The 19987-nt window shown below is 68.9% G+C and carries 15 protein-coding genes; 8 read left to right on the top strand and 7 right to left on the bottom strand.

Going from position 1 to position 19987, the window contains the following annotated elements; all coding sequences use genetic code 11:
• Positions 1 to 111: 111 nt before the first annotated feature.
• Positions 112 to 708 (top strand): hypothetical protein, encoded by a 597-nt coding sequence (locus tag JNB_RS05705; protein WP_009775469.1) that lies wholly within the window; start codon positions 112 to 114, stop codon positions 706 to 708.
• Here the strand turns inward: JNB_RS05705 and JNB_RS05700 are convergent.
• The 5 genes from JNB_RS05700 to eccD form a co-directional block, all read right to left on the bottom strand.
• Positions 697 to 1404, bottom strand: a complete 708-nt coding sequence (locus JNB_RS05700; RefSeq protein WP_009775468.1) for a lysoplasmalogenase — start codon at positions 1402 to 1404, stop codon at positions 697 to 699. The genes JNB_RS05705 and JNB_RS05700 overlap by 12 nt on opposite strands.
• The gene (gene valS / locus JNB_RS05695; protein WP_009775467.1) at positions 1401 to 4088 is read right to left on the bottom strand and encodes a valine--tRNA ligase; all 2688 of its coding nucleotides are present in this window, start codon (positions 4086 to 4088) and stop codon (positions 1401 to 1403) included. Before valS ends, JNB_RS05700 begins: the two co-directional genes overlap by 4 nt.
• 113 nt (positions 4089 to 4201) lie before the next feature.
• Positions 4202 to 5416, bottom strand: a complete 1215-nt coding sequence (locus tag JNB_RS05690) for a S8 family serine peptidase (protein WP_148232330.1) — start codon at positions 5414 to 5416, stop codon at positions 4202 to 4204.
• On the bottom strand, positions 5413 to 6753 hold the full coding sequence (gene eccB / locus JNB_RS05685) for a type VII secretion protein EccB (RefSeq protein ID WP_009775465.1): 1341 nt from the start codon (positions 6751 to 6753) through the stop codon (positions 5413 to 5415). Before eccB ends, JNB_RS05690 begins: the two co-directional genes overlap by 4 nt.
• A 9-nt stretch (positions 6754 to 6762) precedes the next feature.
• Positions 6763 to 8094, bottom strand: a complete 1332-nt coding sequence (eccD, locus tag JNB_RS05680) for a type VII secretion integral membrane protein EccD (protein ID WP_009775464.1) — start codon at positions 8092 to 8094, stop codon at positions 6763 to 6765.
• A gap of 224 nt (positions 8095 to 8318) precedes the next feature.
• Here eccD and JNB_RS05675 point away from each other — a divergent pair, with 224 nt between their 5' ends.
• The 5 genes from JNB_RS05675 to JNB_RS21455 all read left to right on the top strand — a co-directional run bounded on the left by JNB_RS05675 (position 8319) and on the right by JNB_RS21455 (position 12599).
• Complete coding sequence (locus JNB_RS05675; RefSeq protein ID WP_009775463.1) at positions 8319 to 8639, top strand: WXG100 family type VII secretion target; 321 nt, start codon at positions 8319 to 8321, stop codon at positions 8637 to 8639.
• Entirely contained in the window at positions 8639 to 8932 is a 294-nt protein-coding gene (locus JNB_RS05670) for a WXG100 family type VII secretion target (RefSeq protein ID WP_009775462.1), read from the top strand. The genes JNB_RS05675 and JNB_RS05670 overlap by 1 nt, the downstream gene beginning before the upstream one ends.
• Positions 8933 to 9086: 154 nt before the next feature.
• Entirely contained in the window at positions 9087 to 9632 is a 546-nt protein-coding gene (locus JNB_RS05665; protein ID WP_009775461.1) for a hypothetical protein, read from the top strand.
• A 2-nt stretch (positions 9633 to 9634) separates the two neighbouring features.
• On the top strand, positions 9635 to 11140 hold the full coding sequence (locus JNB_RS05660; protein ID WP_040883622.1) for a S8/S53 family peptidase: 1506 nt from the start codon (positions 9635 to 9637) through the stop codon (positions 11138 to 11140).
• Entirely contained in the window at positions 11127 to 12599 is a 1473-nt protein-coding gene (locus JNB_RS21455; protein WP_009775459.1) for a hypothetical protein, read from the top strand. Before JNB_RS05660 ends, JNB_RS21455 begins: the two co-directional genes overlap by 14 nt.
• Positions 12600 to 12685: 86 nt before the next feature.
• On the opposite strand, the gene JNB_RS05650 is transcribed toward JNB_RS21455, so the two are convergent.
• On the bottom strand, positions 12686 to 14323 hold the full coding sequence (locus tag JNB_RS05650) for a hypothetical protein (protein ID WP_009775458.1): 1638 nt from the start codon (positions 14321 to 14323) through the stop codon (positions 12686 to 12688).
• Positions 14324 to 14462: 139 nt separating this feature from the next.
• Between JNB_RS05650 and JNB_RS05645 the strand changes: the two genes are divergently transcribed.
• A complete protein-coding gene (locus tag JNB_RS05645; protein ID WP_009775457.1) occupies positions 14463 to 18431 on the top strand; it encodes a type VII secretion protein EccC in 3969 nt (1322 codons plus the stop codon).
• Between the two features lie 36 nt (positions 18432 to 18467).
• Positions 18468 to 19232: a 1-acyl-sn-glycerol-3-phosphate acyltransferase gene (locus JNB_RS05640; protein ID WP_009775456.1), complete on the top strand. Its 765-nt coding sequence runs from the start codon at positions 18468 to 18470 to the stop codon at positions 19230 to 19232.
• Positions 19233 to 19433: 201 nt separating this feature from the next.
• On the opposite strand, the gene JNB_RS05635 is transcribed toward JNB_RS05640, so the two are convergent.
• Positions 19434 to 19973, bottom strand: a complete 540-nt coding sequence (locus JNB_RS05635; protein WP_009775455.1) for an NUDIX hydrolase family protein — start codon at positions 19971 to 19973, stop codon at positions 19434 to 19436.
• Between the last annotated feature and the right edge of the window lie 14 nt (positions 19974 to 19987).

Here is a 19987-nt window from a genome sequence, read left to right as displayed (position 1 = left end):
GAACGACAGGATGGCCATGTGGCCACGGCATACCGACTTCGCGCTGGTGACACGGGCCCGGTGCAGCAGTCTCCGGTGACGTGTGGCTCTGCGTGTCTGACCGTGGCGAGAATGCTGGTCGACTCCGTCTTTGCCAGTTGGGTCCGCACGGGCACACCACATTTGCCTGGTTCTCCTGAGGGCAACACCGAGGCGGAGCGTTTCGCGGCCTACGAACGCGTGGTCATGCGCCGCACCAATGGGCTCTTCGCCGGCCCCAACCGTCTCAATGCCCCATGGCCGCGGGCGCTCGGCACACCGCCGTGGGGTGCGAAGCGCGAGCTCGAGTACGGCGCGGCCACCACGGGTACCCGCTACGACGTCATGGCCCTGCGTCAGCTCTCGGACGAGAGCCTGCGCGACGCCTTCGACCACCTCGTCGACGTCGTCGCAGAGGGGGAGCCGGGCTTGCTCTACGTCGGCTCCGCCCACCTTCCCCGTCACGTCGTCCTCGTGCTGCCCGGTGATGGTGACCGCGTCCTCGACGTCTACGACCCCGGCACGGGACGGGTCGGCCACCTGCGTCGAGACACGGTCGTCGAGCGGCGGCTGGCGCTCAGCGGATGGCAGGTCCCGTGGTTCGTCGTCCAACCGACGGGTCACCGCCGGGTGCGTGCGTTCTCGGCGTCGCCCAAACTCAACGGTGCGCGGATGACCTCAGGCGCGTGACGCGTCCCGTCGCACGACCCCGAGGGTGAGCAGCAGGATCGCACCGAGATAGGTCGCCATGATCCAGAACCCGGGCAGCGGTACGTCCACGGACGGCACGAACTCGCCCACCGCGATGAGCCCGTCGGACACGAGGAAGAGTGCGCCACCGATACCGGCCAGGCGGTGAATGCCGGCTGACAGCAACGCCATCAGCGCCAGCGCCGCGGCATACACGGCGATTCCGACGGTCAGCGCACCGGCGCGTGGAGCGCAGGCAATCACCATCACAACGGCCACCGCCGCGTAGCCCCACGCCCACCGGCTCCCCAGAAGCGACTCCCGACGCCATGGCCAGAACCCGCCGACGAAGAGCGCGTGCGCCACCAGGAACGAGCCCATGAGCGCGATGAACGCGGCCGAGTCCGGCACGAAGTCCGGCAGCGTGTCGCCGATCCACGAGAACAGCAACCCACCCGCCGTGAAGCGAGCCAGTCGCGACCGCAACCGGGTCTGGGTGATGAGCGCGACGAGCAGCCACGGCACGACGACCCACTGCGTTGCGTTCGCGAGCGGCTCGGCACCGGTCAGCTGCGCACCGAGGTGCACCAGAACGACGACGGCGTATGCCGTCAGCGCACCTCCCGCTCCCGGCGTCAGTCGGGTGCCCGATGCGGTGCCCGTCCGGGTGACCGGGACCGGTGCAGAGGAGTTCACGACTGGGGCTTGGGCTTCTCCACCGGGATGAGCTCGACGTCGCTCGCGCCCCAGGTCTCGGCGGCGACGAGGTCGAGGGACCCGGTGATCTTGCCGGCCGACCGGAGGTCCTGCTCACCGGCGCGGACGTGGTCGAGCAGGGCCTCGGGCCCTCCCAACGTGATCCGGGCAACCTCGGCCCGCATGGACAGCTTGGCCTCGGACTTGCTCTTGCGCACGGTCGCCAATGCTGCGCCGACGGCTCCGAGCATCGCCGGGTCCACAGCCTCGCCGGGGACAGCGGCTTCGTCGGCCGTCGGCCACGTCGTGACGTGCACCGAGCCGTCGTGCCACCACGACCACACCTCTTCGGTGACGTAGGGGAGGAACGGCGCGAGCAGACGCAAAAGGACGTCGAGGGCGATGCGCAGCGTGGCCCGGGCCGATGCGGCCTCGGCGTCACCCTGCGAGCCGTAGGCGCGGTCCTTGACCAGCTCGAGGTAGTCGTCGCAGAAGGTCCAGAAGAACGTCTCCGTGACCTCGAGCGAGCGGGTGTAGTCCCACGACTCGAAGCCCGCGGTCGCCTTCTCGACGACCTCGCGAAGACCAGCAAGCAGGGCCCGGTCGAGCGGGTTGGTGACCTGGTCGGCCAGCGAACCTGCGCCCTCCACCTCGCCACTGAGCCCAATCCCTGCTTCGGCTTCGCCAAAGGACAACGCGAACTTCGACGCGTTGAGCACCTTGATCGCGAGGCGGCGGCCGACCTTCATCTGGCCGACGTCGTAGGCCGCGTCCGCGCCGAGACGACCCGAGGCCGCCCAGTAGCGCACGGCGTCGGCGCTGTGCTCCTTCAGCACGTCCTCGGGGGTGACGACGTTGCCCTTGGACTTGCTCATCTTCTTGCGGTCGGGGTCGAGGATCCAGCCGCTGATCGCGGCGTTGGTCCACGGCACCGTGCCGTGCTCGAAGTGGGAGCGCACGACCGTGGCGAAGAGCCACGTGCGGATGATGTCGTGCGCCTGCGGACGAACGTCCATCGGGAAGACCTTGTCGAACACCGGATCAGTTGTGACAGAACCGGATTCGTCCACACTGCGCCAGCCGGCAGCAATCTGGGGAGACAGCGACGAGGTGGCCCAGGTGTCGAGCACGTCGGCGTCGCCGATGAAGCCACCGGGTTGGTCGCGCTGCGACTCGTCGTAGCCCTCCGGCGCCTGAGCGGCGGGGTCCACCGGCAGCGAAGCCTCGGACGGCACGATCACCTTGTCCCACAGAGGATCGCCATCGGCGTCGAGCGGGTACCAGACGGGGATCGGCACGCCGAAGAAGCGCTGACGCGACACGAGCCAGTCACCGTTGAGGCCACTGACCCAGTTCTTGTAGCGGGCGCTCATGAAGTCCGGGTGGAAGTCGACCTCGTCGCCACGCGCCACCAGGGCGGCATTGAGCTCGGCGTCTCGGCCACCGTTGCGGATGTACCACTGGCGTGAGGTGACGATCTCGAGCGGCTTCTCGCCGCGCTCGTAGAAGTTGGCCTTGCGCTGCGTCGCCTTGGGCTCACCGTCGAGGTCACCGGACTCGCGCAGGGCGGCCACAACCACCTCACGGGCAGAGTGCACCGTCTTGCCCGACAGCTCGGTGAACAGCTCAGCACCCGCGCCACCGGCCAGCCACTCCGGCGTCTCGGCCTGGATGCGGCCCTGACGGGTGATGATCGATCGGGTCGGCAGCTGCAGCTCGCGCCACCAGATGACGTCGGTGAGGTCACCGAAGGTGCAGCACATGGCAATGCCGGCGCCCTTGTCCTTCTCGGCCATCGGGTGGGCCACGACGGGCACCTCGACACCGAACAACGGTGAGGTGACCGTGGAACCGAACAGGCCGGCATACCTCTCGTCGTCCGGGTGCGCGATGAGCGCAACGACCGACGGGATGAGCTCGGGACGCGTGGTCTCGATGTAGATGGGTCCATCCGCGGAGTGGAAGGCCACGCGGTGATAGGCGCCCGGGTAGTCGCGTGCCTCGAGCTCGGCCTGCGCCACAGCGGTCTGGAAGGTCACGTCCCACAGTCCCGGAGCCTCGGCCTGGTAGGCCTCGTCGCGAGCAAGGTTGCGCAGGAACGCCTGCTGTGCCGTGGCGCGAGAGTGGTCGTCGATGGTGCGGTAGGAGATGTCCCAGTCGAAGGACTGCCCGAGGCGACGGAAGAGCGACTCGAACGCCTTCTCGTCCTCGACGGTCAGCTCGTCGCAGAGCTCGATGAAGTTCTGACGCGAGATCGGCAGGGCATCGCCGGCCCGCAGGCTCTTGGCGTCGCCACGGTGCGGCGGCTCGAAGGTCGGGTCGTGGGGGAGCGAGGCGTCACCGCGCACGCTGTAGTAGTTCTGGACGCGCTTCTCGGTCGGCAGGCCGTTGTCGTCCCAGCCGATCGGGTAGAAGACGTTGAACCCGGCCATCCGCTTGTAGCGCGCCATGCAGTCCGTGTGCGTGTACGAAAAGATGTGGCCCATGTGCAGGCTGCCCGACGCGGTCGGCGGCGGCGTGTCGATCGAGAAGACCTGTGACCGGTCGCCCGCCAGGGCTGCCTCACGGTCGAAGGCGTAGGTCTGCTGCTCGGTCCATACCTGTCCCCACTTGTCCTCGAGGCCGTCCAGCGAGGGGCGCTCCGGAATGGTGGCAGCGCGAGATGCGGTGAGGTCAGCAGACATGGGCGTGATTCTCCCAGAACGTCACCCGTGCTCCCAACCGGGTTCCCTTGCGGCGTATGCCGCCCGCTCGCCTTCGCGACCGGCGCACCTTCTGATCGCCGACGGCGGAGGGGTCAGGCGTGGGTGGACCTGCGCAGCATCCTGGCCATGGCGAGGCCGAGGACGGAGGCGCCGACACCGAGGAGGAGCCACTGGACAGCGCCCCGGTCGGGTGCGCGCGGGTCGGGCGCTGGTGTGAGGTCGACGGTCGAGACCTTGGGCCGTGGTGTGGCCCGAGGGGTCCCACCCGGGGGCACGGGACCGGCCACGCTGTTGTCGAGCTCTGCGGTCATGGCTTCGTACGGCTGCACGACGCCCCATCCGGCGACGTCGTCGCGGGCGGTGCGCGAGCCGCGCGATGCCGTCGCCGTGAGGCGATAGCCGATCTCGTCGGGGGAGGCAGCGGGGAACTCCTGCTTCAACAGGGCGGCCGCACCGCTGACATAGGCCGTGGCATAGCTGCTCGACTGCTGCGCCTCGGAGAAGACGCAGTCGCCCCACTGCCGGAAGGTCGTGATGACGTTGTCGCCCGGCGCCGCGAGGTCGATCTGCGGACCGTGGATGGAGTTCGCGCCCACCACGTCACCGGTCGTGGTCGCCGCAACCCCGATGACTCCGGGGTAGCCGGCGGGGTAGCGCACGCCGTCCTTCACGTCCGCTCCCTGCTCGCGGTTGCCGCCGGAGGCGATGACGATGATTCCGGCCTTGACCGCGGCAGCGACCGCGGCACGGATGTCGGCCCGGTTGCCCGTCGTCGAGAGCGAGAGGTTGATGACATCGGCCTTGGCCGAGACGGCATACAGGATTCCCGCAGCAAGGTTGGCGGAGCGCTGCTGCTCCGGGTCGCCACCTTCGCCGCCGGTGATCTTCACGGGGAGGATCTGGGCGTCCTTGGCCACGCCGACGACGCCGGACCTCTCACCGATGCTGCGAGCGGCGATGATGCCGGCGAGGGCCGTGCCGTGGCCGGTCTCGTCCGTCGTCGCGGAGCCACCGACGAAGCTCTTGCCGGTGAGGACCGACCCTGCGGGGAAGTGGACGTTGTTGGCCTGGACGCCGGAGTCGACGATGGCCACGACGACGCCCTTGCCCGTGGACAGCGTCCAGGACTGCGTGGCGCCGAGCCGAGCCAGGGCCGGGGGAGTCTCGGTGATGTAGCGGGTCTGATTCTCCGTGCAGGCGCGCACTTCGGCGTGGGCCATCGGAGTGGCTGACGGGACGACGAGTCCGCTCACCCCCAGTGCGAGGGCGCCGAGGGTCGCGGCGACACCCATCGAAGGACGGGTCACGACGCGGCGGCCACGGTCGTCTGGGCGGCCTTGACGCTGAGGACCGGCCCGGTGTGGAAGAGCTCGGCCCAGGCCTGGGGCACGGGGGCCACGTCGACGGGCTCGTAGCCGAGGCGCTGCAGGAGGTCCGGTGTCGAGCCGTCGATGGCGTAGGACGTCCCGGTCTGGTCGATCGCCAGGAGCGGACCGGCGCTGATCGAACCGGCGCCGACAGCGCGCACCAGGGCCCCGGTTCCGAGGTCAACGGCCACCTTGTTGGCGCCGGCCTCGGGCTTGACCGACTCCGACGTGGACAGGGTCACGGAGGGTCGCGTTCCGGTGGCCGCAGTGAGCTTGGCGCACGGCGTCTCTGACACCAGGGTGGGCAGTGCCGTCGGCCACTGGGTGGGTGCCACCCGCTGGGGTTGCACCTTGAGCTGCGTCACCTGTGCCGGAGTCACGGGCAGGTCCTCGGTGTTGCTGCCCGAGCCGATCCGGTAGATGGCGTGAGCGAAGTCCGGAAGGGGCTCGAGCTCACCCGCAGGGTTGACGAGGTAGCGGCGGGCGGTCTGGCCCGCGTTGCTCACCGCAAGGACCGAACCCACGGTCGCTCCGGGCGGAAGGGCCGGCGCGGCCTTGCCGAACCCCGGGATGCTCAGGGGCGCGATCTCAGGTCCGAGGGCGAACAGGTTGGTCCACACGGCCGGCGCCTGGCGCGCCGCGCTGCCATCGAGCCCGAGCGCGATCGTCACGGCGGAGAGGTTCTTCGCGCTCACGGGGTAGCGCATCCCCCCGGCGAGGATGAACGGCTGCCGACCCGTCATCACCACGGACGCGCCGACTCCGGCGGGAGTGCTCCTGACCGACGCGCCGACGGAGGTGGCGACTCCGCCGTCGCCGCCGAGGCAGGAGACCCACCCGGTGTTCGTCAGCGACTTGGGAGGAGTGAGTGAGTCGGGTGCACCGAGGATGCCGATCGTGCTGCCGCGCTTCTTGGTCGCCAGCTTGTCATCGGCCACGGTGATGACCTCGAAGCTGTTGGCCGGGATGAGCAGGCGTGCACTCGTGGTGTTGAGGACGGGGTGCAGAGTCTCCTTGATGGAGACGTAGCGGGCGCCGCTCGTCTTCGCGATGACCAGCTTGTTGTCGCCCCAGTTCTGCGGCAAGGAGCCCTTGAGCCAGCCGAACGCGAGGCTGCCGAGCACGAGGACGACGGTGAGCGCCAAGCCACCGATGACGGCCTTCATCGGCCGGTGCGGCTCGACCTCACGCCCACCCGGTGCACCGCTCACGAACGCTGTCGTCAGCCGACGCTTGCTGAACGACTGGGCCTCGACGAGGTCCTTCTTGGTTGCCATCGCGCCGCCTCAGAGGAGCCCGACGGCAAAAGCCGCCAGGGGCACGAGGGCGACGAGGGCGATGCCTTCGACGGCGTCGGCGATCCGACCCATCTGCACCCGCGTGCGGGGGAGGACCAGGGCCATCCCCACGACGAGGGCGGCGGCGACGGCCAGCGCGAGCGCAAGGATGGGTCGCCAGTCGGGATGGGTCTGGGCCGCGGCGACGGCCGCGACGGCCACACCCGTGACCCCGGCGATCATGGCGATGAGCACCGTGGTGCGCGTGCGGCTGTGGCGGGTACGCAGCAGGGTGGCGATGAAACCGACGAAGGTGAGCAGAGCACCGGGCGCGCCCGAGCTGACGAGTTGCGGGGTGCACAGGATCATGACGCCGGCGCTCGCGACTCCGAGGCCGACCATGAGCTCGTGGCCGGCTGCGACCTGATCGCGCACGCGCTCGCGTTCCACCTCGGGTGTGTCTCCATAGATCTCGAGGTCGGTCTTGGGCGGGTGTGTCGTGAGGCGGCTCGAGGAGATGCCGACCCAGGGCAGGACGTTGCCGGCGACCGCCGCGATGACGAACACGACGGCAGCGATCGCGGTCAGGTCCCAGCCCGCGAAGTGGTTGAGAGCGCCGAGAGCAGCCATGGCCAGGCCGACGACGGCGGTGGTTGCGACGAGCAGTCGGTGGTGGGTGACAGCCACCGCACCGAGGACACCGACGACGATGACGCCGGCCCCGGCATACACCAGGCCCTCGCCCCACAAGCGGGCGTCGGGCACGGCGGCGTAACCCGACACGCCGGCATACGCCACCGCAGTCAGCGCGAGCGCAACCGCAGCGGAAGGCTGGTTGCGCACGTGCGCGAGGACAGCAGCTGCTCCGACGAGGAGCAGCGCGCACACGCCCGCGAGGGCCGCGATGAGGATGCCGCTGTCGCGGGCTGTGAAGAGTGCGTATGCCGCGGCAAGGAAGAGGACGACCGATGCACCGACCGCTGTGCCGGCGCTGTGCGCCGGGGTCCACGGCGTGAACTGGGTCTCGACGAGGTCGGCAACTGCTTCGACGACGTCGTCGTAGACCTTCTCGTCATCGGGGCGGTTGGGCTCGAGGGCCAGGACGGCTCCGTCCTCAATCCCCTGTGCCGCAAGGCTTCTGTCGCTCTCGACGACGAGTCCGTCGGCGCGGACGAGGCGGTATCCCATGCTGGCGGAGTGCGCGTCGAGGACGCCCAGCTCACGCGCGAGGTCAGGGATGACCTCTGCCACGGGGATGGAGCCGGGGATGCCGAGATCAGCCCGTCGCGTCCCCGATGTCACGGACAGCCTGACGAGTGACGTCGCCGTGCTCTGACTCACGAGTGTGATCCTCCCCGATCATGCCTGCTGTGGTTCGCCCCGCCGCAGCGGAGATCGAACCCGAGCATAGACGGGGAGTTCTCCCCATGGCCTCGTGCGTTGGTCCCCCGTATGGTCTTCCTTGTCAGGACTTCGGGGGAACAGCAAGCCGGGGTCCAACCACCAGGAGTGGTCGGTAGGACCACCGAGGTCCTCAAGGGACCAATTGAGAGAAGGGAAGTGGCATGGGCAACACGACACACAGCGTTGGCGCCGGAGCAATCGCCAAGAGTGCGGGGATCGTCGACCAGGCGAGGACCGACCTCAAGACCAAGCTCGGCACGCTTCAGGGTCAGATGGAAGAGGTCAAGGCGCACTGGCAGGGTGCAGGTGCTGGCGCCTTCCAGAACGTCCAGAACGCATGGACCGTTCAGGCGAAGGACCTCGTCGACATCCTCGACAACTTCCGCGAGAACCTCGTGGCGAACGACAAGCAGTACACCGCGGACGACCAGGGCGCGTCCGACATGCTCAGCAAGTACACGTCGCAGATGGGTGGTAAGTGATGAGTGGCCAGGACATCAAGGTTGCCGGTGGCGGGATTGACACCCTCATCGACGCCATGGTCAAGGGTGTCAATGACCTGAAGAGCAAGGTCACTGACATGGAGAACGACATGAAGCCCCACATGGGCGAGTGGGAAGCCGGCGCCAAGCAGGCGTTCGAGGACGTCAAGCGCAAGTGGAACGGTGAGGTCGAAGACCTCAACCAGCTCCTGCTTGACATCAAGACGGCTGTCCAGACGTCCAAGGAGAACTACCTCGCGGGCGAGCTCAGGAACAAGAACAGCTGGAGCTGACCAAACGGTCATGAACAGTTGGGTCCGTGCCGACATCCCTACGACAGGGGTGTCGGCACGGACTGCGTCCCAGCGACGCACGCTGGTGAGCCGTACAGCGGTGAGCAGTGGAGCAACGGCACATTAATGTCGCAGAGAATCAGGGGAGGAAGCCATGGCAGGCGAAGACGTCGAGTACCCGACCGAGTACATGAACACCTTGGCCAACACGAGGCAGACCACGTGGGAGACCTCTTCCCATGATGGTCTCGTCAAGATCCGGGACGGAGCCGCTGACGAGGCCTCCTTCGGTGATCTCCAGCGCCTCAAGGACTACGGTCGTGTCTTCACCGAGGTGCGGCAGATCTACGTCGAGACGATGCGCGGTGCCAAGGCTGACCTCGACGCCGTGGCAGAGGGGATCAAGACGTCTGCCAGGCAGATGAAGGACCACGACGACACGGCCGGTGCTGCCTTCGTCGAGCTCTGGCAGAAGTGGGAGCGGGGCCCCCTCGAGAGCACGAGCAACCAGGAGCAGGCCTCGTCGACCCCAGCAGCACAGGAAGCTGCAGCGACGGCCGCATCTGCCGAGACGCCCGGTGCCGAGACTCCTGGTGAGCAGACGCCCGGTGGCGAGGTGCCGACCGGCGAGAATCCTGACACCCAGAGTGAGGGTGAAGTGCCCGTGTCCGGGCCGGGACAAGAGCCACCTCTTCCGTGACCATGACTGTCCTTCGGTGTCATCGTGCCGGTCGCGGCCTCGTCGCGGCCGCACTCAGCGCTGCCACCTGCGCGAGCCTGCTCGCCGCTGCTCCGTCTGCCTCTGCTGACGCTCTCGACGACGGACAGTGGTGGCGTGCCGCCATGGGTGTGGACGAGCTGAATCGCAGCGGTGCTGGCCAGGGGGTGACGGTGGCCCTCATCGACGGCCCCCTTGACTCCAGCGTTCCCGAGCTCAAGGGTCGGGTGGCCTCGTCCACGACTGAGTGCGTCGCCCCAGGCGGCGGACTGCGCCCCGCCACGGTCAGGGGCGCCGCCGCTGACCACGCCACGAGAATGGCTTCACTGATCGTCGGCAGCGGCAAGGGCACCGCATCCGGAGGACGGGGCATCGCGGGCATTGCGCCCAGAGCCACCCTGCGCCACTACGCCGTGACCTTCCCGTCGGACACCGATCCGGAGGACCTGTCCTGCGGGCTCAAGGACGCCAGCATCAGCGTGGTCGGTGAGGCGACGGCACGGGCCATCCGCCAGGCCGTCAAGGATGGCGCCAAGGTCATCAGCATCAGCCTGACCACGGACTACAGCGCGGAGTTCGCACCGGCCCTGCTCGAGGCCTACCGAGCCGGCACGATCGTCGTGGCGTCCACGAACAACGACACCCGCAAGGTCTTCTGGCCCGGCATCGGGAATGGCGTCGTCACCGTGACCCACGTCGACGCCGCAGGGAACCTCGACGACAGTGCGATGCGCAAGAGCGACTTCGTCGACTTCGCGGCTCCCGGGACCAAGGTCGCGGCAGGTGCCTGGACGCCGTCGGGATGGCGCAGCGACGTCATCTCCGACGGCAGCTCGCAGGCCACAGCCATCACCGCCGGGGGGCTTGCCGCAGTGTGGTCCGCGCACCCGGACGCCACCGGAAACCAGGTCCTTCAGGCAGCCAAGGACGCCATCGGCCTCCGTGCCAAGGACGGCAAGTACTTCACGTGGTTCCGTCGCGTGGGAAGCAACCTGCCGAAAGCCAGCGGCAAGACCGAGTCCTACGGCTTCGGAATCGCTGCTCCGGCCGACGCAGTCAAGCTCGATGTCGAGTCGTTGCCGGACACGAATCCGATGGTCGTCGACGACAGCCTCGCCGAGCCGACGATCCAGGAGATCGCTGCAGCGACGAGCCAGACATCCGTTTCTGCGGGGCCCAGCGCCTCGACGTCCTCGATCTCGTCGGCCACGCCGAGTACCGAGGGCGCAGCCACCTCCGACAAGGCCCCTCAGTCCGGGTCGGGGTCGGGCATCCTCTGGCCGGTCCTGGCAGGTCTGGCCATCCTGGTCGTCGGCGGGGCAGCGTTCCTGGTCCGTCGGCGCTCGGCCGCGTCCGCTGGTCCCGCCGCACCAACACTGACCCCTGACTCGCACGCGAACGACACAAACCTCAACGACACGCACGACACACAGGCTGCGGCGGATGGGGCCGCAGCCACGACAAAGGAGCACAGCCATGGTCAGAATTGACGAGGGCGGGGGCGGACCCACGCTCAATGCCAAGGCCAAGCACTACGAGCGCGAGCTCTTCAAGATCTTCGACGTCCAGATCGGGTCGATCTCGATGACGCAGACGAACTGGCAGGACGCCAAGAAGCGGTTGGATGACCTGTCCAAGGATGTCAGCAATGTTCGTGGCGAGCTCCAGGCGCCCGCTGACGGTGGCAAGGGCTGGACCGGACCGGCGGCCGACGCCGCGCTCGCGAGCCTGAAGAAGCTCAGCGACACCCTCGACGGCCATGCCACCAAGGTCGCCGACGTCGACAAGAGCCTGGGCCAAGTCTACACCGCGGTCACCGAGGCGAAGTCTTCGTACTACAGCGACGTCGCGAGCATCTCGACCTACGTCGACCCTGATGACCACAAGCGTCTTCCGGCTCCCTACCTGCCCACGGCGGACAACATCGCGGCCTACAGCGTGCGGGATCCCGAGGCTGCAGCAGCAGCCGAGGACGTGCTCTGGGAGGAGCGCAACACCAAGGCCAAGGCGATCCTCGAGACGTTGGGCGAGCAGACGGACACCGCCACGGCCACGATGCCGATCAAGCCGAAGAGCGACACCGAGACTCCCTACAGCAACAACGGTCCAGCGCCCTCGACCAGCACGCCGGGGACGGCCTCGCAGTCGCCCACCTCGGGTGGTTACCTCACGGGTGGCCACGCTGTGGTCATCGGGCAGGGCCACCCTGTCGATGACGGTGGGAACACGGACGACATCAGGCCGGTGAAGCCCAACGAACCCGTGGACCCGGTCATCGAGATCTGCACCGGGTACCCGCCGCCGGTGGAACCGATCCTCGACCCGATCGGCTCTGACGGGCAGACCACCGGTTCAACGGGAATCTCCACAGGGACGGGTCCTGGTGGCTCGACGGGCGGTTATCCGACCGGTGGCGGCAGTGGTGTCGGGGCGGGCGGAATTGCGGCTGGCGGCATCGGCGGTGCAGCCGGTCTCGGTGGAATGCTCCGTGGCGGCGCTGGCGGCATGTTCTCGAACGGTGGCGCGGCCCGTGGGGGTGCGGCAACCGGCGCTCGCGGCTCGGCCATGCGAGCTGGCGCAGTTGGACGTCCCGGAGGGGCCGTCCCCGGTGGTGGCGGGGCGTCCGCTCGCGGCGGAGCCTCGGCCCGGGGCAGCGCGGTCAAGGGTGCAACCGGCTCGGGTCGCTACGGCGTTCCGAAGCTGGGCAGCAACGGTGCCGCTGGCGGTGGAGGACAGGCCGGCAAGGGCTCGGGAGCAGGCAAGGGCGCTGGCTCGGGCAAGGCGGGCGCCCGTGGCGGCGGTCGCGGTTCCATGGGTGCGGCCGGATCCGGTGGGGCTCGCAAGGGTGACAAGAACGGTCAGCCGGAGGACGTCGACACGCTGACCACCGAGGACGAAGAGAAGTGGTTCGAGGGCACTGAGGAGTCCAGCCCTCAGGTCTGGGAGTGACCCGACTCCAACGCTGACCGTCGCGGTGTCGCCGTGGTTTCAGTGTCACCGAACTGACGTGTCAGCGAGTCATCCGGCGGATGGCCTCAACCCGAGGTCATCCGCCGGATTGCTTCCACGCCGCCAGCGGCGACGATGCCCAGAGGCAGGCAGAGCGCCACTGTCATGGTCTCGATGGAGTCCGCGAACCGGGACATCCGGGTTGAGCGATAGCCCTGCACGATGGCGGAGGCGCTGACGACGCTGATCCAGGCGATGGCCGTGGCGGCGAGGAAGACCACGAGGGTGGCCCCGGACCAGCCCGTGGCAAGCAGGGCGACAGCGGCGGCGAGCAACAGGGAGCCGCACGCGGCCAGCATGCTGTAGCGGGGGAGGCGGTCGCGCACGGACCGCGACTGGTAGCCGCAGGCGAGCGCCGCGACGACGAGGACGGCCACGGTTCCCCAGCGGGTCACGCTGTCGCGTGCCGGGGTGGTCACGAGCAGCCAACCACTGACCGCCGTGGACAGTGAGAGGTATGCCGTGCCGATGGCCACGATCTCCCGGGCGGCTTCGAACCGCGCTCGCATGTCGCCACGCGTGATGCGTTGACGACGGCCGGCTCCACGCTCGCGCACGGACCAGATCGTGGTGGAGAGCCGCTCGGTGTCGACCAGCTGGTTGAGATCGACCGTGAGGCTCGTCGTGGGAAGCAAGCGGATCAGCAGTGGCCCGAGTCCGGTGACGAGTGCGGCGATCGAGGTGCCCGACCAGTCGAGGACGGTGCCCAACCCGACGAGCAGTCCCAGGCCCCCGATCGCCGACATGACGGTCCTGTCGCCGGGAGAGTCGACCGCCACCCGGGTCCTGGTGATCGCGAGGGCGAGGACCGCCACGGCGCATCCGGCGACGACCGCGACCGACGCGCGACCGGGCGACTCAGGCAGGGGGAGTGTGAGGCCCGCCGCCAGCCCGAGGGCCGGGGCCGTTGCCGCGGCGGCGAACTGGTGGGACCGCTGGTTGCTGAGCGCTGCCAGTCCGATGGCGCCGCCGGCGAGGAGTGCTGCCGCGACCGTGGGCATCCACGCGGTGGTGGTGCCCCAGAAGGTGGATGTCGTCGACGTGCTGTCACCGCTGTGGGCCAAACCCCACGCGGCCACGAGACTGATGACCGCACCGAAGGCCGCTGCCAACCAGATGAACTGAGCAGCGGTCGAGGGCAACGGTGCGGTTGCCGACGGTGCCGTCCGGCGACCCGGGTCGGCGGCGCGGTGCACGGCACGGGCGGGCCGGGGGGCGCCCAGACTCGAGCGCGGAGCGGTGACGTCGGAGGCTTCCGATGCGGGGGCTTCGCCGCGGCGGCGCGTCGACTCGTCCACGATCGGGGTGCGGGGGGCTTCGACGACCTCGCGGTGGCGTCCACCCGAACCGGCGGGGGCGCTGGCCCGGGCACCACCGGCACCGCGGCCACGGTCGAGGTTGAGGATGTCGCGGGTGATGGCGTGGGTCGTCACGGGCACCACGGTGAGGACCGAACCCGTCGGCACCGACTCGTCAAAGGTGTCGTGCGGTCCCAGGACGCGGCCACTCGGGGTCGCGATGGCGTGCGGATTGGCGCGTGAGGCGATGCCGAGGACCGACAGCACTTCGGTGACCTGCGCGCCCATGGGCACCACCAGGTCATAGCGACGTCCGCCGGCAGTGAGGCTGATCTGGAGCCCCGTGCTCGCGTCCGTACCCGGCATACGTCAACCCCCTCCTCGTCCACACGGCCTTGGCCTCATCGAAGGATAGGCGTCCGAGACGATTCATGGTGCGGCACCCTCCACCGTGTCCACGGTCTCGGGATAAGTTGAGCCGGTACATGTACTCGGGGAGGAAAGCGTGACCGCCACAGTCGCAGGGACACGACAGGAAGCACCGTCGGTCCCCACGGGACGTATCGTCCTGCAGCCACCGCCGGAGATCACCCCGGCGGAGGGGCTCAGCAACACCCTCATGCAGGCCGTGCCGATGCTCGGCAGTGTGGGCTCGATGGGCTTCGTCGCACTGTCGTCGCCGGGGCCCAAGGGCATCATCGGTGCCGGCATGTTCCTCGTCGCCTCACTCGGATTCGTCTTCTCGAGTGGTCTTCGGACCCGCCAGCAGCACAACGCGGAGGTCATCTCCAACCGGCGTGAGTACCTCGCGTACCTCGCCGAGGTTCGCGGCACCGTCCGTGACGCAGCGGCGAAGCAGCGTGAGGCGGGGCTCTGGAACTACCCCGCGCCAGCGTCACTCGCCCTCCTCGCGGAGGAGAAGAGTCGCGTCTGGGAGCGACTGCCCAAGGACGAGGACTTCCTCCACGTGCGCATGGGCACCACGTCCCAGCCGCTGTGCCTCACCCTCGAACCCGCCGAGACCCCGCCCCTGGCTCAGCTCGACCCGGTCGCGGCATCCGGCCTGCACCGCCTGCTCACGACCCACCGCGTGCAGCACGGTCTGCCTGCATCGGTCTCGATGTCGGCCTGGTCGCGGATCCAGGTCACCGGCGAGGCCGGCCCAGCGCGTGCTCTCGCTCGCTCCCTGGTCGTCAACGCGGCCATCATGCACTCGCCTGACTCCCTCATCGTGGCCGCGCTGACGAGCCCGGACTCGCGCGACGAGTGGGACTGGCTCAAGTGGCTGCCGCACGCCCTCAGCCCGCGTGAACGCGACGCGATCGGCCCGATGCGCCTCGTCGCCGAGTCGATCGACGAACTTCTCGAGCTGCTGCCCGACGACATCACCGACCGGCCGCGCTTCGGACCGGGTGGCCAGCCACCGACACCTCATGTGCTCGTCATCGTCGACGGCGCCAGGCTCCCACGCCACAACCCGCTCGTCACCGACGACGGCGTCCTCGGTGTCACGGTTCTGGACCTTCCCGAACAGTGGGGTGAGCTCGACTCGACCACGACGTTGCGTCTCGCCGTCGATCCGGCACGGCAGGGTATGCCGGCCGGTCAGGTTCCGTTCGAGATCCTCAGCCTCAGCCGTGGCGGCGCAAGAGGCCTCGCCGACCAGATGAGCGTGACGCAGGCCGAGGCCGCGGCCCGCCGCCTCGCCCCGATGTTCGTCAGCGGTGAGGTCGAGGTGCGTGACGCGCTCACCTCGAGCACCGAGCTCGTCGACCTGCTGGGACTGGGCGACGTTCGCGACTTCGACCCGGCCACCGCGTGGCGGCCGCGTCTGCAGCGCGACCGTCTCCGGGTGCCGATCGGTGTCGGTGGAAGCGGCCAGGTCGTCGCCCTCGACATCAAGGAGTCCGCCCAACAGGGCATGGGGCCGCACGGCCTCGTCATCGGCGCCACCGGTTCCGGCAAGTCCGAGCTCCTGCGCACCCTCGTCCTCGCGCTCGCGATGACCCATTCCTCGGAGCAGCTCAACTTCGTCCTCGTCGACTTCAAGGGCGGTGCGACCTTCGCGGGCATGGCCGACATGCCACACGTGTCAGCCGTCATCACGAACCTCGGTCAGGAGCTCACCCTCGTCGAGCGCATGCAGGACGCGCTCCAGGGTGAGATGACCCGTCGCCAGGAGCTCTTGCGCTCTGCCGGCAACTTCTCCAACGTCACCGACTACGAGAAGGCGCGCGCTGGTGGCGCGGACCTCGAGCCACTCCCGGCCCTGCTCATCGTGGCCGACGAGTTCTCCGAGCTGCTGTCCGCCAAGCCGGAGTTCGCCGACCTCTTCGTGGCCATCGGTCGACTCGGTCGATCCCTGTCGATGCACCTGCTGCTCTCGTCGCAACGCCTTGAGGAGGGGCGTCTGCGCGGGTTGGAGTCGCACCTGTCCTACCGGATCGGTCTGCGCACCTTCTCGGCCGGCGAGTCCCGCACCGTCATCGGTGTGCCCGACGCCTACGAGCTGCCGCCCATCCCCGGCCTGGGTTACCTCAAGCCGGACCAGACCACGCTGCTGAAGTTCAAGGCGGCATACGTCTCCGGACCGCCCAAGGGTCGCAGTCGTCGCACGGCCGCGGGAGGCACCGGCTCCAACATGCAGGTGCTGCCGTTCACCACGGCCAAGGCCGTCTCGGCGGTCTCACGGGTCGAGGAGGAGCCGCAGGCCGTCAACGAGCCGGATGAGACCAGGGCAGTGTTCGACATCGCCGTCGCGCGGATGAAGGGTCACGGTCGTCCCGCGCACCAGGTGTGGCTGCCGCCGCTCGACGTCCCCAACTCCATGGACCAGCTGCTGGGCGATCTGGCACCGGATCCGGAGCTGGGCCTCGTGAGCAAGCGATGGCGCGCCCAGGGTTCCTACGTCATCCCGATGGGCATCGTCGACCGTCCGCTCGAGCAGCGTCGCGAGCTCTTCGTCCTGCGTCTGGGCGGCGCTGCCGGCCACGTGGCCGTCGTCGGTGGGCCGCGCACCGGGCGCAGTACCTTCGCCCGCACCCTGGTCAGCTCCCTGGCGCTCACGACGACCCCCCTCGAGACGCAGATCTACGTCCTCGACTTCGGTGGCGGCACGTTCACGCCCTTCGCCGGGCTGGCCCACGTCGCCGGTGTCGCGAACCGCAACGAGCCCGACGTCGTGCGTCGCACCGTCGCCGAGATCACCGGCATCATCGACAAGCGCGAGGCCTACTTCCGCGCCAACGGCATCGACTCGATCGAGACCTACCGCAGTCGCCGGGCCGAGGGTCGCGTCAACGACGGCTACGGCGATGTCTTCCTCGTCGTCGACGGCTGGCCGACCATCCGGGCGGAGTTCGACGAGCTCGAGCAGACGATCAGCGGGATCGCCGGTCGCGGCCTCACCTTCGGCATCCACGTCGTCATCACGACCTCGCGCTGGATGGACTTCCGGATGCAGATCCGCGACGTCCTCGGCACCAAGGTCGAGCTCGGCCTCGGTGACCCCGGCGACTCCGAGATCGACCGCAAGGTCTCGGCCAACGTGCCCAAGGGCCGCCCCGGGCGAGGCATCACGACGACCAAGCACCACTTCCTCGCGGGCATCCCGCGCATCGACAACTCCGGCAGCGTCGAGGACCTGGGTGACGGCGTCGAGGATCTCGTCGCCAAGGTGACGGCTGCCTGGAAGGGCCCGCGTCCGCCCAAGCTCCGACTCCTCCCCGAGGAGATCTCGCTCGAGGCCATTCGCGAGCAGGCCGGCGCAGGGGACAAGCGCGTGCTCCTCGGCATCAACGAGAGCAATCTCGAACCGGTCGGCGTCAACGTGGCCGAGGAGTCCCACCTCTACCTCTACGGCGACAGCGACTCGGGCAAGTCGGCGATGTTGCGCGCCTACGCCAGCGAGATCGCGCGGCTCTACACGCCGGCCGATGCCAAGCTGTTCGTCGTCGACTACCGCCGAGCGCTCCTGGGTGAACTCCCCACCGAGCACCTCGCCGAATACATGACGACCGAGGAGCAGGTGACGGCCGAGATCGAGGGCCTGACCGCGTTCCTGCGCACTCGCCTGCCGGGGCCCGATGTCACACCCGAGCAGCTGCGGGCACGCTCCTGGTGGTCCGGCTCCGAGGCGTTCATCCTCGTGGACGACTACGACCTCGTCGTCACGTCGGCGGGCTCACCGTTGCGCCCGCTCATCCCGCTGCTCGCCCAGGCCGCTGACGTCGGTCTCCACCTCGTCGTCACCCGCCGCTCCGGTGGTGCGTCGCGGGCGAGCTATGAGCCGGTCCTCCAGGCCATGCGTGACCTCGCCAGCCCCGCCATCATGCTCAGCACCCCGCCCGACGAGGGCGCACTGGTCGGCAACGTCAAGGGCTCGCTCCAGCCTCCCGGACGTGGCCGCATGGTGACGCGTGACCAGGGCAACCAGGTCGTCCAACTGGGGTGGCTCCCGGCCAAGCACTCCTGAGGCCAGGACAACCTACGGGGCCGTAGGCTAGGCGGCATGGAACCCGTCTACACCTCGGTCATCACCACGGCGCGTGGCCTGTTCGCGGCCCAAGGTCTGAAGTTCAGGATCGAGGGCGCCCACCACGTCCCGCGCGTCGGTGGTGCTGTGATGGCGATCAACCACACGGGCTACTTCGACTTCACGTATGCCGGCCTGGCCGCCCTGGACTCGAAGCGTCTCGTGCGCTTCATGGCCAAGCAGTCGATCTTCTCCCACCGCGTCGCGGGCCCGCTCATGCGCGGCATGAAGCACATCCCGGTCGACCGCAAGGACGGTCGCGGCTCCTTCAACCGCGCCGTCCAGTCCCTCAAGGACGGCGAGATCGTCGGCGTGTTCCCCGAGGCGACGATGTCACGCTCCTTCGAGCTCAAGGAGTTCAAGCCGGGCGCAGTCCGCATGGCCCAGGAGGCCGGCGTTCCCATCCTCCCGACGACTCTCTGGGGCTCGCAGCGCGTCTGGAGCAAGAACACCCCCAAGCACGTCAAGCGCAGCAAGATCCCGATCTTCATCACGGTCGGGGAGCCGATCCACCTCGATCCGACCGAGAACCGCGTCGAGGCCACCGCCCGCCTCCAGGACGTCATGAATGCCCAGCTCGCCGCCCAGCAGGCCGCCTACCCGCCCATGACCGGCGACGACCTGATCTTCCTGCCCGCCCGACTCGGCGGCAAGGCACCCACACCCGAAGAGGCCAAGGCCGAGGACGACGCCGACATGACCCGCACGGTCGACAAGTTCAACAAAGGCCGCAAAGCCTGACCCGCCTCGCTCGGGTTGTCGCGCTCGCCTGCGCTCGGCGCGACGAAAATGCCCGTTCGCCGCAATCCCATCCGCCGCTCGCGCGCTGAGCGCACTCCCGGCTCCCGCCAGACCCAGCCAGCGGCGAACGGGCGTTTTCGTCGCTTGCTCGGCCGATCACCTCTCGCTCGCAGCCCTTTGGTCGCCGGCTGCGGCATCGGTCTAGACGGGGTGGCCCAGGTGGGCTAGGGCTTGGCGGAGGAGGACGCCGTGGCCTCTCTCCATCTCGGCTAGTACTCCGGGGGCGAGGGCTTCGTCGGGGGTGAGCCAGGCGAGGTCGAGGGCGTCCTGCTGGGGGGCGCAGTCGCCGGTGACGGGGACGACGAAGGCCAGGGAGACGGCGTGCTGGCGTGGGTCGTGGAAGGGCGTGACGCCGGGGGTGGGGAAGTACTCGGCGACGGTGAAGGGCACGGGGGAGGTGGGGACCTGCGGGAGGGCCATGGGGCCGAGGTCCTTCTCGAGGTTGCGGAGCAGGGCGTCGCGGACGCGCTCGTGATAGAGCACGCGTCCCGAGACGAGCTCGCGCTGGATGTCTCCGTCGCTCGAAGCACGCAGGAGGAGGCCGACGGCGGTGACGGCTCCACGCTCGTCGACCCGGACGGGGACGGCGTCCACGTAGAGGATGGGCAGGCGCTCACGTGCGTTGTCGAGCTCTTCGCGGCTCAGCCAGGCGGGCGTGCTGTCGACTTCGAGGGGACCCATGAGCGCGATTGTGC

It is taken from the genome of Janibacter sp. HTCC2649 (assembly GCF_000152705.1).
Taxonomy (GTDB): domain Bacteria; phylum Actinomycetota; class Actinomycetes; order Actinomycetales; family Dermatophilaceae; genus Knoellia.
The sequence above is the reverse complement of the archived record's forward strand: the minus strand, read 5'-3'. Positions and strand labels throughout refer to the sequence as shown.